We start from the raw sequence: 13,423 nt of genomic DNA on the forward strand, positions 1-13,423 counted from the left end.
GTGTATTTTTTGGATTACGCCAATTTTACATTTGTAGCGTTGATTCCTTTTGGAGTTCTTTCTACATCATAAGTTACAACGTCGCCTTCAGATACTTGGTTCTTAAGAGCAGAAACGTGTACGAAAACATCTGCACTACCATCCTCTGGTGTAATAAAACCAAAACCTTTAGTTTCATTGAAAAATTTAATTTTACCTGTATTCATTATTTTTAATTAAGTCCTGCAAGGTAGGGATAATAAATGATTAATCTTTTATTTTTCGTTAAAATAACAAAGTTTTTTTTCTTTCTTCCTGTTTATTTAGCTCTAATCAATCTTCAAATGGGTTAGGGCCTGTTTTTATATGGTATTGAAAGTCAGTATGCCTAGGGTATTTGGCTTTTTCTGTAACAGCCGTATTCCTGAAAATAGTAGAGTAAGGCTTTTAGATACCATAATTTTGTCCGATTTTTCGCTGTCTCGAAGAGACTTTAATGTGTAGAGGTTTGAATGTCGATATATATTTTACAATGATTAGGGTAAGGCTTAAATTGAATTTTGTAATTTCATCGGAAACTTAAACCTTCGTGTATAATAAACCAACATGTGATGAATAGAAAAGACTTTATCCGAACTTCCAGTATTTTAGCCGCCTCTACATTCATGCTCAAAAGCCAGGCATCCAGCTTATTTGATCAGCCGATCCGGGTGGGCGTGATCGGGGTAAATGGTATGGGCTGGTCTGACCTTAATGCTTTGTTAAAGCAGGATGGTGTGATATGCACAGCGCTTTGTGATGTAGATGAAAATATCTTAGGCAAAAGGGCGAAAGAGCTACAGGATAGAAATATGAAGGTTGCAACCTATGTCGATTATAAAAAAATGCTACTTAGTCCGGATGTGGATGCGGTGATTATAGGTACGCCTGACCATTGGCATTGCCTACAGATGATCGATGCGGTGAATGCCGGGAAGCATACCTACGTCGAAAAACCCATTGGGAATTCTATTCGGGAATGTCAGCTCATGTTGCAAGCCGCAACAAAAAATAATGCAATTGTTCAGGTAGGTCAGTGGCAACGGAGTCAGCAGCATTTTAAGGATGCCATTGATTTTGTACATTCGGGTAAGCTGGGTAAAATACGTTTGGTCAAAGCTTGGTCTTATCTAGGCTGGAAAAATAGTATTCCGATTCAGCCGGACGAGGCAATACCCGCAGGTGTACATTATATGGATTGGTTGGGTCCCGCCGCGAAAAGACCTTTTAATATCAATCGTTTTCATTTTAACTTCCGGTGGTTTTGGGATTACGCTGGCGGTCTGATGACGGATTGGGGGGTACACATGCTGGACTATGCCCTGCTCGGAATGAAAGTTTCTGACCCGAAATCCGTCATGGCTTCCGGTGGAAAATTTGCTTTTCCAGATGATGCCGGAGAAACACCGGATACCATGACCGCGGTATATGAATTTGACAACTTTAATATTCAGTGGGAGCATGCAAAAGGAATTGATTTAGGGCCTTATAACCGCAACCATGGTGTGGCTTTTATTGGCAATAACGGAACTTTGGTACTCAATCGCGGGGGCTGGGAAGTCATTCCCGAAAAGGGAAGGATGGAGGCGGTCGCCCTGCAGCCTTCCGTAGACAACGGTTTGGAAAAACATATGGCCAACTTCGTGGACGCCATTCGTAAGAAAAATCCGGCCTTGTTAAATGCCCCGCTTGAAGCCGGCGCCCATATTGCTATTTTTTCGCAATTGGGAAATATTGCCTATAGAACAGGGCAAAAGCTCTATTGGAATAACGAAAAGCAACGTTTTAATGACGAAAAAGCAAACAAATACCTTGCTGCAGTCTATCATAACGGCTATAAATACCCTAAAGTCTAAGGATATAGAAAAAGAGAGTTGCGGAGCAAAGGGATCAATCGTTAAGTGACAGGGAGTACCAAAGTATATCCTGGGTTTAAGCTTTGAAAATTATTTCGGCTTAAACCCAGGATATGTCGCGTATATTGAGCGGCCTGCTGATTTCTGTTTCGATAAGGATACTTAAGCCAGGATGCATTTAGTGAAAGACAAACTTGTTGGCGATGGTAATCTCTTCCTGATTAATGGAGTGACCAAAATTGGGATATACGGCAAGTTTGACGTCCGCATGCTGGCCTTCAAGGATGTTTACGCTGGCGTTGACACGTTCCAGGGGCACATGAAAATCTGGATCACTGGTGCCAATAAATATCGGTGTTTGCTCAAAGTTTCCCATATACTTACCCGGATCAATTTGCTCACCGATCAATCCGCCGATAATTGCGACTGCGCCACCATATCGTCTGGCATTCCGCGCTAGGAATTCAAGCGTCAGACAAGCTCCCTGGGAGAAACCAAAGAAATAGATGTTTTCTGCTTGTAAGCCTTTGTCCAAAGCAAGCTGCAGGGTATTTTCAATGACTTCAAGAGCGGAACTCAACCAGGGCTCATTACTTTGTTCGGGGGCCATAAATGAATTTGGATACCAGGTGTAATTGTCAGCTTGCGGTGCGAGTAAGGCATAATCCCCTACATTGAGATAAGCCGACATACTCAAGATATCTGTTGCGTTTCCGCCACGGCCATGGATCATGATCAATGCTTTTTTCGCATTTTCCAGGCTATGCCCCGCTGTTTTGATATTGTTAGAATGACTCATTATATCCCTTCCTATACTGTTTTCTTAAACCATACATCATCATAGGTGTCAGGGTGACGGTGAAATTGTGCATTTACATAAGGACATAAAGGCACAATTTTCATCGCGTTTTCCCGTGCATAGGACACTAATTTTTCCAATAGTATTTTTGCAAATCCTCGACCTTCAAAGGCTTCATTGACTTCGGTATGGTAGACGACCAATCGTCCGTCAATAATGGCGATGCTCATTAAGCCAGCTTTTTTCTCGTCTGAGAATAATTGAAGTTCACCACGCTGATTTTTATCCAGTACAATTTCTGTTCTTTCCATTGTTTTGCAGTATATTAATAGTGTTTATGTTGATCTTAATCTATTTTTGGTAAAGAGGCTTCGATCTGCGACCGATGACTTTCGTATTGTTTTGGCAATTTAAGTGCTGTACCAAGACTTTCCAATGGCTCATCAACAGTAAATCCCGGGTTGTCTGTTGCGATTTCAAACAAAACACCTCCCGGTTCACGGAAATAAAGCGAGAAAAAGTAGTCCCGATTGATTTTAGGTGTAATATCCAGACCTGCGGCAAGCACTTTTTCGCGATATTCCATTAAGATGTTATCATCTTTTACCCGAAATGCGACATGGTGATTCGTACCGGCAGCATTACGACCAAAAGGTAAATTCCGGTCCGCAACAATATCTACGATGTTCGCAGTTGATATGCTGTCGGTAGTCAAGCGATAGCGTTCATTCTCCTGCCCCTGCACGGAATATCCTAATATATCCGTCAGAACCTTGAGTGTTGGATCAGCCTCTCTTAAAGACAGGGTAATATTGTGAAATCCCTTCAATGCATTTTCATGATTGATATCCGCTGTCGTCCATACGCTTCTATTATCTTTAGCTAACGGTTCAATAAACTGTAGTTGTAAACCATCCGGATCGGTAAATGAGATCAATTTTTCACCAAAAATTTCATCTTCCAAAAAAGGCACATTGTGTTCTTTTAGTCTGTTTTTCCAGAAAATAAGGCTACCCTCCGGGACGGCATAGCCAATATGGGTAGCCATTCCCGCGCCCTGTTTACCTTTACCGATACCTTCCCAAGGGAAAAATGTAAGAATAGTACCCGGGTTGCCCTGCTCATTGCCAAAATAAAAATGATAGGTGCCAGGATCGTCAAAATTGACAGTCTTTTTTACAAGCCGAAGTCCTAGGACTTTTGTGTAAAAATCAAGATTTCGTTTTGCATTATCAGCTATCGCGGTAATATGATGCAGTCCTAATATTTTATTATCCATAATTGTTTTTTTTTATTTTCTTAACTGTTGTAAAATTACGGCAGCTGAAAAACAAAATCATTGAACTAGATTAATAAAAACAAGAATTGACTTTTTGTTTTAATTTGTTGGTAAATTTTAATAGGACCGGGCCCGTAAACAAAAAAACACCTGAAGTGGGTGACCTCAGGTGTTTTTAACCTAACCAATTATTAACCTAAATTTATGAAATGTATATTTTTGAATTTATACTGTAAAGTAATTTTCAATTATCATGCCATAATTTTTCGAGGCATATTGGGGTGAAGGATGGTTGCTTTGAAAACAAAATTATGGGCCAAATGTTGTTTATTGGATACAATAAATAGGGGGCAGTGAATATAATAGGTTCTTTTATATATTATAATTAGGTTCAGATAATGAAAACAAGCAGAAATTTTATGTTGTCAATAGCGATTGTAGCGCTATTATTTACGGGATGTCAGCAGAGCCAACAGGCTAAGGAGGAGAAAGGACAGACGCAGTTGGATATCAACAAGGAGAATAAACGAATCGTATTGGACTTTTATCAGCAAATGTTCGGAGATAAAGATCTTTCTGCCGTTGACCGTTTTATTGCCCCGGAATATATCCAGCACAATCCGGCAGTAGCGGATGGTGCCGCTGCATTTAAGGCAGCTGCTTCAAAATGGTTTGAAGGGCAGCCAAAAACCAAGATTGATGTACAGCATATTGCCTCCGATGGGGATCTGGTTTTTATCCACCTTAAAAATAAAAATGCTGATGGCAGTCTGAAATCAACGATAGATATCTTTCGTTTAGAAAACGGAAAGATTGTTGAACACTGGGATACACAGCAGGATGTACCCAAAGAGTCTGCCAATAGTCACCCCATGTTTTAGTATATCGGTTGTTTTTTGTTCAATCATGCTATTCCTTTATAAAAAGGCCTTATATTTATTATGTTATTGACAGATCGATGGCATTGTAATTAAAGCAGAAAATAATTAATCTAAATGAAGCGAATTTTAGGTGCAGGCCTTTTTTATATCCTTATCTCCGCTTGTAGCGTTCATCACAATCCAAAAGAAAATCCGCAGGTGTATTTACAAAATCCCGGGCGGGAGACAAAAAAATGGAAGCTTGTGTGGGAGGAGAATTTTAACTCATCAAATTTGGATACAAGCAAATGGAGCCGGATTCCGGCAGGGGGAGCAGACTGGAACCGGCATATGACTCAAGATGATGCCTGTTTTGGATGGGAAAAGGGAGAATTGATTCTAAAAGGGATCAAGAATACCGACCAGCAGAAAGATGCACGACCGTTTCTCACTGGCGGGATATGGAGTAAAGGAAAATTTGCTTTTCAATATGGACGCATTGAAATAAGAGCCAAACTTGGCAGTTCCCAAGGCGCCTGGCCGGCAATGTGGATGCTGGCTGAGTTGGACAAATACGGGCAGTATCCGCGAAACGGTGAAATTGATATTATGGAGCACCTTAATTTTGATAATATTATCTATCAAACGACTCATTCGCATTACACCTTGAATTTAGGACAGAAGGATAATCCCAAACATTCCGGAACGGCAAAAGTCAATGCGGGGGACTACAATGTTTATGGTATCAGCTGGTATCCGGATCGGATTGTGTTTCAGCTGAATGGCGTGGATACATTTACCTATCCACGGATAACTGGTGTCGATGCGTCCCAATGGCCCTATGATCAACCTTTTTACCTGTTAATTGACCAGCAGCTTGGCGGAACTTGGGTAGGGGAAGTGGATTTGAAACAGCTACCGGTCGAAATGCGCATAGATTGGGTCAAGGTTTACCAATAATAAACAGGAAGCAAGATCTATAAGAGGTACCATCTACCGTTAAGGTGGTTTTTAGTCGAAATTAAGTGACAAAAACTTAACATGCCAAGCAGAAAAATAATGTTTATTTTTGATCCCAATTATGGAAGATAATACAATATTTAAGATTAGTCATAAAATAAAAGAAATCCGCAAAGAAAAGGGGATTACCATACAGGAAGTTGCTGATAAAGCCGGAGTAAGCAAAGGATTGATTTCGCAGATTGAAAATAACCGGACCATACCTTCCCTGTTGGTGTTAATTAATATTATTAATGCACTGGATGTTGACCTGAATGAATTCTTTAAAGATTTCAACTCCGAATTGGATGCAGGGCCGGTCGTCGTTCGAAAAAAAGATAGCTATACATCCTTTGAAAAAGAGCATGCCCTTGGATTTCATTACAAACGCATCTTCACCTCCGCGATAGAGAGTTCCACCATGGATATTGTGCTTTTGGAACTGCAACCTGATGCCCAGCGCCCAATGGTGGAGACGGAAGCCTACGAATATAAATATATCATCAGCGGGCAAGTTGAATATATCTTTCAGGATCAAAGCATTCGGTTGGAGGAGGGGGATTCCATATTCTTTAATGGACGGCTTTCACATACTCCGCGCAATGTCGGGAAGGAAAAAGCAGTCATGCTCATTGTGTATTTCTTTGAAAATAAACGGTAGTTCTGTCGGGGTAGTCCATCAATAAAAAAGCATCAATGAAAATTTTCATTGATGCTTTTTTATTGATGGCTGTACAATGTCAATTCGGTTACTTATATTTGTTTATAAATACTTAACAAAAGTTTAGTGTTGTGTTAATTTCCAGAATTTACTTTTGATTGCGGACAATGAGGTCCGTCAACAATTCTAAATCATGGATTTGAACCAGCGAATAAAAGAGCGGATTGCGGGGTTAGACGAACGGTCGGTAGCCATTTTACTGGCTATTACGGCATTTTTATGTTACACAAGTATGTATTCATTCCGGAAATCATTTACAGCTTCGGCTTTTGCCAATGAATCTATTTTGGGTATAGATTACAAAGTGTGTATGGTTATTGTTCAAATGTTGGGCTATCTGTTTTCGAAATTCTATGGGATTAAATTTATTTCTGAGAGCAAGCAGCGGAATAGAGGACGCTACTTACTTGCTTTAATTTGTATTTCGTGGACTGGCTTATTGGCTTTTGCGCTTTTCCCTAAACCATGGAATGTACTCTTTCTTTTTATCAATGGTTTCCCGTTGGGGATGGTCTGGGGTTTGGTATTCAGCTACCTGGAAGGTCGTCGACATACGGAAATTATGGGTGCGGTAATGTCTGTCAGTTTGATTTTTGCTTCCGGTTTTATTAAAACAGTAGGACGCTGGCTTATGTCCACTTTCCACGTCAATGAATTCTGGATGCCTTTTTTCACCGGGATGCTCTTTTTTATGCCTTTTGTCCTTTGTATCTGGATTCTTGAAAATGCCCCGGGGCCAACAGCACAAGATAAGCAGCTGCGGACCGAACGTGTCGCTATGGATGCCGGTATGCGTAAACATTTCTTCAAGGTATTTATGCCGGGCATTATGTTAACCATTATTATTTATACAATGTTGACGATTTTACGTGACGTTCGTGATAATTTTGAGATAGAAATCTGGCAAATGCTGCATCTGAAAGGAGCAGGGATATTCGCTAAAGTCGATGGAACCATTGCGCTTATTGTCTTGATTTTAGTCGGCTGTTTAATTATGGTAAAAGACAATTTGAAAGCATTTAAGCTGATTCATTACATGATTATTTTGGGCTTTTTGACCGCCGGGATTTCGACCTATTTATTCTCGATGCATTGGATCAGCGGTCTCAGTTGGATGTTATTGGTTGGATTGGGACTTTATATGGCTTATATACCCTATAATGCCATATTTTTTGAACGTATGATTGCGACCTATCGCATAAAAAGTAATATTGGTTTTGTCATGTATATGGCTGATTCGGTTGGTTATTTAGGGAGTTTTTTGATTTTAATGAATAAAGAATTTTTACCAAATTCAGTCACTTGGGGCGCTTATTTCATCCAGTTGGTTTATCTAGCTTCCATTATAGGTGCTATCCTGGCGATCTTTTCGTTAGCTTACTTTGTTCGGAAGAAGGAACAGATGAAAACGAAGAAAGGCGAAGAATTGCTGCGGCCCTGGCAAGCGAACAGTGGTGAAGTGCAAATAAGTTAATGCTAATTATTTTAAAGAATGAAAACAAATACATACGATTTAATTATTGTTGGAGGTGGTATTCTGGGGACTTTTCACGCCTATCATGCATTGAAAAAAGGGTTAAGTGTGCTCCAGCTGGAAAAGGATAATTTTCCTGTCGGGTCTACCGTGCGCAACTTCGGTCAGGTGGTGCCATCTGGGATGGCAGGTGAATGGTTTGATTATGGTGTACGGGGGCTGGAAATATACCAATCCATCCAACAGGAAATGGATATCTCCATTCGGAATAATGGCAGTATTTATATTGCGTCTGATACTGATGAAATACAGGTCATTCACGAGTTGTCTGCACATTATCAAACGAAAGGATACGATCATGCGCTTTGGTCCAAAGCGCAAATCTTGGCAAAGTATCCCGCCATGCATGCCGATTACGTTCAAGAAGCTATTGTTTTTGATCAGGAACTGAGCGTCGAACCTGAAACAATGATTCGCCAGTTGCATATTTTTATGCAGGCAAAATTTGAAAAATATACATTAAAATATGACACAACTGTTATTGCCTGTGAAGATGGTAATGAGCAGGCAAGCTTAACAACAAGTAACCTCGAAGTTTTTGAGGGAGCGAAAATCATTATCTGCAACGGGTACGAATTTAAGATCTTGTACCGTTCATTGTTTGATGACAGTGGTCTCGAGATTAGTAAATTGCAAATGATGCGTACCAAGCCGTTACCTCAGATTCAGCTGCCCGGAAATATCCTGACCGGTTTAACGATTCGTCGTTATGAAAGCTTTGAAGAATATTGTCCATCATTTGGGACTATCCCCGTACCTGAGCATTATCATGAACTGCGGAAATATGGAATACATATTTTATTTAAACAGGCCACCGATGGTAGTATTATCGTTGGAGATTCACATGAATATGCGGCGGGGAATCGATTGGACGACTTAGGCTTTGCGGTTGACACTTACATCAACGACCTCATGATTGCCGAGGCAAATCGTATTATTCCGATGCGGAACGATTGGATTACTTCTTCTTGGTCAGGATTCTATGCACAGCATAAAGATCATATGCTCGAAGTTGATGTCAGTCCGCGCATCCATGTACGTACAGGTATCGGCGGCAAAGGGATGACGGCGAGTGCCGGATACGCCGAACAAAGTATTGAAAAGCTTTTTTAGGATATTTCTTTTATAAAAAACGCCTTCCCTTTTTTCGGGAGGGCGTTTTTTTTATAGGCTTTATCCTGCAATCTGCAGTTGTTGTATGAGAAAAAAAGAGGCGCGGTTCGGTGATGTGGGTTTAAATAAAATTAATTATTAGGAATTTGAAAAGCAGAAGGACATTTATTTTTGGCCAATCTTCTATGTCCGATAGCAACAATTTAGCGTTATCGTTGTTTATCAAATAAGTATGATTCAATGATATTTCCTTATTGGTTATGTGTTCAATAATGTTTTTATTAACTTCACAGGCATAATAAACCAAAAGTAACGGACAGCAGCTTATGACAAATCAGAATTTCCCTGAAAATGAATGGCGAAGGATAGAGAAATTAAAGTCCTATGAGTTAATGGGGCTAGGGAAAGACCCGGAATTGGACGTGTTTGCACAGGCTGCCTGCTTGATTACGGATTCCCCTGCTGCACTAATTGCCATGATGGAAGAGCAAACACAACGTATACAGAGTTGTGTCGGCATGGAACTGGATACTGTCGAAAGAAAGAATACCGTCTGTCAGTATACGATCATGAGCACAGAGCTACTTGTCATAGAGGATACCTTTGAAGATCCGCGCTCATCCTCCAATCCGCTGATACGGGAAGGCAATATTCGTTTTTATGCCGGGGTGCCGCTAATGGATGAGGACGGGGATGTATTGGGAACTATTTGTGTGATAGATTTTCAGCCCAAGTCGCTTTCTGACAGGCAGAAACATTTATTGGAAGAGCTGGGAGTAGGTGTGACCAAAATTCTTCTTGGAAAGAAAAGAAAGCGACAGGCCGGATATTTCTCCGAAATCTTTCAGCTGACAAATAACGTCATTTGTGTGTTAGACCAAGACTGCCAAATTAAAGATGTTAATCCCGCTTTTACCAACGTATTGGGGATTTCAAGATCAGAAAGTATCGGACAGTCCTTACTGACGTTATTGCAAGATGATACGAAAACGCTGGCTTCCGATTTGAAGCGGATAGTGACGGCGGATTACGGGATTCAATCCACCTCATTAACACCTCTGGGGGATGGCTCTGAGGTCATTATCGAATGGCATTTTAAGTATGATGCGATCAATCATGAAATTTTAGCCTTTGGGCGTAATGTGACACAAGAGCTTCAGGAAAAAATGAAGCTGGAAAATTCGGAACGTCGCTTCCGAAGTTTTTTTGAAAATGCCATTGGTTTGATGAGCATGCATGATATGGAGGGTAATATTCTGGCGGTCAATGAAAAAGGTAGGGCGGTGTTGAAATATGAACAGCATGAGGTTAAATCGCTCAACCTGAAAAAATTGGTTCCGCCACACCATGTGGGACTGGTTGAAGAATACCTGAAGCGAATCGCGCAGAATAAAGAAGATTCCGCGATGATGGTTCTACAGACAAAGGACGGTGAAAGTATTTCCTGGCTTTATCATAATATAGTCGAAGTGGATGAAGAGGGCAAACCCTATGTGGTCAGTACGGCATTGAATATGACCGATCGTCTGCGCCTTGAAAATGATCTGCGGCATACCAAACAGATCCTGGAACAGACCAATGCTGTCGCTCAAGTCGGTGGATGGGAAGTAAACCTTGCAGAAAATAAAGTCTACTGGTCAGACTCAACGAAATTAATTCACGGTGTTGATCCGCATTTTACACCTGATTTTGAACATGCTATTGGCTTTTATGAGCCGGATAGCCAAGTAGCACTGAGGCATATATTCGAAGAATCGGTCCGTAATAGAAAACCCTATGATACGGAACTTCGCCTGTTAAAACAGAATGGAGAAACAATCTGGGTCAGGGTAAAAGGAATCCCTGAATTTGAGAATGATGTCTGTAAGCGTGTATTTGGTATCATTCAGGATATTGATAAGAGTAAATCGCTGTATCTTGAATTGGAACGTAAAGAATCCATGTTGCGTGCGTTTGTAAATTACGTACCTGCGTCCGTTGCGATGTTCGACCGCGATTTTAATTATGTTTCGCTGAGCAATCAATGGATTGAAGATTTTCATAAGGATGAAAATCAATTGCTCACTAAAAATCTGTTTGAACTTTTTCCGGATATTCCGGCCCAGCGGAAGAAAATCTATCAAGATGCACTGCAGGGCATCTCCTATAAGAATATAGACGAAGTTATTCAGGTCGGCGGAATCGCCGAACCACAACACTTTAACTGGGAAGTACGGCCTTGGCATCTGACAGATGGCAGCATTGGGGGAATTATTATTTTCACGCAAAATATCACGGAATCTGTCCAAATAAATGAGGAGTTAAAACTTGCAAAAAAAATGGCAGATCTGGCGAGTAAAGCCAAGTCTGAATTTTTGGCCAATATGAGTCACGAAATCCGAACGCCATTAAATGGTGTGATCGGATTCTCGGATTTGTTATTGAAAACTCCGCTGAATGATACGCAAATGCAGTACTTGGGCTATATTAATGAATCTGGCAATAGCTTATTGAATATTATCAACGATATTCTGGACTTTTCGAAGATCGAGTCCGGAAAACTGGAACTGTTTGTTGATAAGCATAATGTATACGATATCGCAAACCAAGTGATCAATGTCGTATTATACCAGGCTCAAAGAAAAGAAGTCGAATTGCTTTTGAATATTGAGCAAGGATTGCCGGCTTTTGTATGGGTTGATGAGGCGCGCATTAAACAAGTCCTTATTAATTTATTGGGCAACGCGGTTAAGTTTACGGAGCAGGGAGAAATCGAGTTTAAAATAAGCAGACTCCATCATGACAGCGACAAGCTAAGCCTGCGTTTTGAAGTACGTGATACGGGGATTGGAATTCCTGAAGAGAAACAGCAGCGTATTTTTGACGCTTTCACGCAGGAGGACAGTTCCGTCAGCAAACGATATGGTGGAACTGGGCTTGGATTGACTATCTCCAATAATTTATTAAAGTATATGGGGAGTAAGCTGAACTTGACCAGCCAATTGGGCAAAGGATCAACGTTCTACTTTGACATTGAAGTTCCCTGTGAAGAAATGGAAAATCAAGATGCCGATTTACCATTAAATAGGGCGCTCGTGGTGGACGATAATGCCAACAATCGTATTATTCTGCAACACATGCTGACTTACAAACAGGTTGAATCTGTTCTGGCCGAAAATGGTATGGAAGCATTGCAGTTGCTAATGAAAGGGGAACGCTTTGATGTGATTTTAATGGACTATCATATGCCGATTTTATCGGGGCTTGAAACCATTGAAAAGATTAAGGAGCTCTTTCGAAAACAGGGAGAGGCGATCCCGTTGATTGTATTGCATACATCTTCTGAAGAACATGAGGTAATTTCGGCATTTAGACAGGAGGAACGTTCGTTTTGCCTGCTGAAACCCATTAAATCGGATGAGTTGTATCAAACCTTGCGTAGGGCGATCCAACAGAATAAAGAAGAGCTGGGACAGGCGAAAGCAAATCTATCCCTGCCTACGGAATCCTATGGTAGGGGAATTCGGGTACTACTGGCTGATGACAATGCGGTAAACATGGCTTTGAATGTAAGAATGATGGCCAGTATTATGCCCGATGCTAATTTAACAGAAGTGTCAAATGGCGCGGACGCAATTCAGGCATGTGAGGAAGTACATTTCGATCTTATCCTGCTGGATGTGCAGATGCCGGAAGTTGACGGTATCGAAGCAACAAAACAGATCCGTCAGATGAAACAATATCAAGATACGCCTATTATCGGTATCACTGCTGGTAATGTTTCGGGGGAAAAGGAACGCTGTTTAGAAGCTGGCATGTCTGACTTTTTAGCTAAACCTATCCGGCAGAAAGATTTGTTTAATGCCTTGCAGCAGGCAATGTTATCTGTGGAAGTTTCTGAAACGCCGGAAATTGAAGCAGTTGATCTGGCCGCACATTTGGATGTGCGACGTCTGCAGGAGCAGGCAGGCGATGATCCTGCATTTTTATCCTTTTTCCTCGACTTGGTGATCAAGGAAATTACATCCTCGAGAATACAGATCACCGAAGCAAAAAGGGAAAATGATTGGAAGCGTATCAAGGAGCTTTTACACAAATTAAAGGGAACTTCTTCAACTGCCGGACTCATTAAGCTGGCCCAGTTAACAAACGAACTGGAAGCCAATATTTCATTTGACACTGATCTGTCAAAAGCTTTTGCCCTTATCGAAAAAGAAATGGAGGTCGGTTTGGGTTTGATTGCAAAAATTTTAAATAAATAGGAG

General features: G+C 40.9%; 11 protein-coding genes. 7 read left to right on the top strand and 4 right to left on the bottom strand.

Features of this window, described 5'->3' with window-relative positions:
* Window positions 1-14 precede the first annotated feature (14 nt).
* Complete coding sequence (locus tag D7322_RS04985) at window positions 15-206, bottom strand: cold-shock protein (protein ID WP_077434921.1); 192 nt, start codon at window positions 204-206, stop codon at window positions 15-17.
* Between the two features lie 384 nt (window positions 207-590).
* Between D7322_RS04985 and D7322_RS04990 the strand changes: the two genes are divergently transcribed.
* Window positions 591-1,874: a Gfo/Idh/MocA family protein gene (locus D7322_RS04990; protein WP_121121869.1), complete on the top strand. Its 1,284-nt coding sequence runs from the start codon at window positions 591-593 to the stop codon at window positions 1,872-1,874.
* 178 nt (window positions 1,875-2,052) lie between these two features.
* Here D7322_RS04990 and D7322_RS04995 read toward each other — a convergent pair whose 3' ends face one another.
* From D7322_RS04995 to D7322_RS05005, 3 genes are read right to left on the bottom strand one after another with little or no spacing between them, the layout of a single operon-like run.
* On the bottom strand, window positions 2,053-2,673 hold the full coding sequence (locus tag D7322_RS04995; RefSeq protein ID WP_121121871.1) for an alpha/beta hydrolase: 621 nt from the start codon (window positions 2,671-2,673) through the stop codon (window positions 2,053-2,055).
* Window positions 2,674-2,684: 11 nt separating this feature from the next.
* Window positions 2,685-2,984, bottom strand: coding sequence for a GNAT family N-acetyltransferase (locus D7322_RS05000; protein ID WP_121121873.1), 300 nt, complete (start codon window positions 2,982-2,984; stop codon window positions 2,685-2,687).
* Between the two features lie 35 nt (window positions 2,985-3,019).
* Entirely contained in the window at window positions 3,020-3,952 is a 933-nt protein-coding gene (locus tag D7322_RS05005) for a ring-cleaving dioxygenase (RefSeq protein WP_121121875.1), read from the bottom strand.
* 398 nt (window positions 3,953-4,350) lie between these two features.
* Here D7322_RS05005 and D7322_RS05010 point away from each other — a divergent pair, with 398 nt between their 5' ends.
* The 6 genes from D7322_RS05010 (at window position 4,351) to D7322_RS05035 (ending at window position 13,420) form a co-directional block, all read left to right on the top strand.
* A complete protein-coding gene (locus D7322_RS05010) occupies window positions 4,351-4,833 on the top strand; it encodes a nuclear transport factor 2 family protein (RefSeq protein WP_121121877.1) in 483 nt (160 codons plus the stop codon).
* A 114-nt stretch (window positions 4,834-4,947) separates the two neighbouring features.
* Window positions 4,948-5,772 (top strand): glycoside hydrolase family 16 protein, encoded by an 825-nt coding sequence (locus tag D7322_RS05015; RefSeq protein WP_121121879.1) that lies wholly within the window; start codon window positions 4,948-4,950, stop codon window positions 5,770-5,772.
* Window positions 5,773-5,893: 121 nt separating this feature from the next.
* Entirely contained in the window at window positions 5,894-6,472 is a 579-nt protein-coding gene (locus D7322_RS05020) for a helix-turn-helix domain-containing protein (protein ID WP_108632044.1), read from the top strand.
* Between the two features lie 193 nt (window positions 6,473-6,665).
* Entirely contained in the window at window positions 6,666-8,006 is a 1,341-nt protein-coding gene (locus tag D7322_RS05025; RefSeq protein ID WP_121121881.1) for a DUF5690 family protein, read from the top strand.
* 18 nt (window positions 8,007-8,024) lie between these two features.
* Window positions 8,025-9,179: a TIGR03364 family FAD-dependent oxidoreductase gene (locus D7322_RS05030; protein ID WP_121121883.1), complete on the top strand. Its 1,155-nt coding sequence runs from the start codon at window positions 8,025-8,027 to the stop codon at window positions 9,177-9,179.
* A gap of 326 nt (window positions 9,180-9,505) precedes the next feature.
* Window positions 9,506-13,420, top strand: coding sequence for a response regulator (locus tag D7322_RS05035; RefSeq protein WP_121121885.1), 3,915 nt, complete (start codon window positions 9,506-9,508; stop codon window positions 13,418-13,420).
* Window positions 13,421-13,423: the final 3 nt, after the last annotated feature.

It is taken from the genome of Sphingobacterium puteale (genome assembly GCF_003627955.1).
Classification (GTDB): Bacteria; Bacteroidota; Bacteroidia; order Sphingobacteriales; family Sphingobacteriaceae; genus Sphingobacterium; species Sphingobacterium puteale.

Bases quoted from the DNA above. Each gene is read 5' to 3' on its own strand.
- D7322_RS04985 (WP_077434921.1), bottom strand. From the start codon at position 206: ATGAATACAGGTAAAATTAAATTTTTCAATGAAACTAAAGGTTTTGGT.
- D7322_RS04990 (WP_121121869.1), top strand. From the start codon at position 591: ATGAATAGAAAAGACTTTATCCGAACTTCCAGTATTTTAGCCGCCTCT.
- D7322_RS04995 (WP_121121871.1), bottom strand. From the start codon at position 2,673: ATGAGTCATTCTAACAATATCAAAACAGCGGGGCATAGCCTGGAAAAT.
- D7322_RS05000 (WP_121121873.1), bottom strand. From the start codon at position 2,984: ATGGAAAGAACAGAAATTGTACTGGATAAAAATCAGCGTGGTGAACTT.
- D7322_RS05005 (WP_121121875.1), bottom strand. From the start codon at position 3,952: ATGGATAATAAAATATTAGGACTGCATCATATTACCGCGATAGCTGAT.
- D7322_RS05010 (WP_121121877.1), top strand. From the start codon at position 4,351: ATGAAAACAAGCAGAAATTTTATGTTGTCAATAGCGATTGTAGCGCTA.
- D7322_RS05015 (WP_121121879.1), top strand. From the start codon at position 4,948: ATGAAGCGAATTTTAGGTGCAGGCCTTTTTTATATCCTTATCTCCGCT.
- D7322_RS05020 (WP_108632044.1), top strand. From the start codon at position 5,894: ATGGAAGATAATACAATATTTAAGATTAGTCATAAAATAAAAGAAATC.
- D7322_RS05025 (WP_121121881.1), top strand. From the start codon at position 6,666: ATGGATTTGAACCAGCGAATAAAAGAGCGGATTGCGGGGTTAGACGAA.
- D7322_RS05030 (WP_121121883.1), top strand. From the start codon at position 8,025: ATGAAAACAAATACATACGATTTAATTATTGTTGGAGGTGGTATTCTG.
- D7322_RS05035 (WP_121121885.1), top strand. From the start codon at position 9,506: ATGACAAATCAGAATTTCCCTGAAAATGAATGGCGAAGGATAGAGAAA.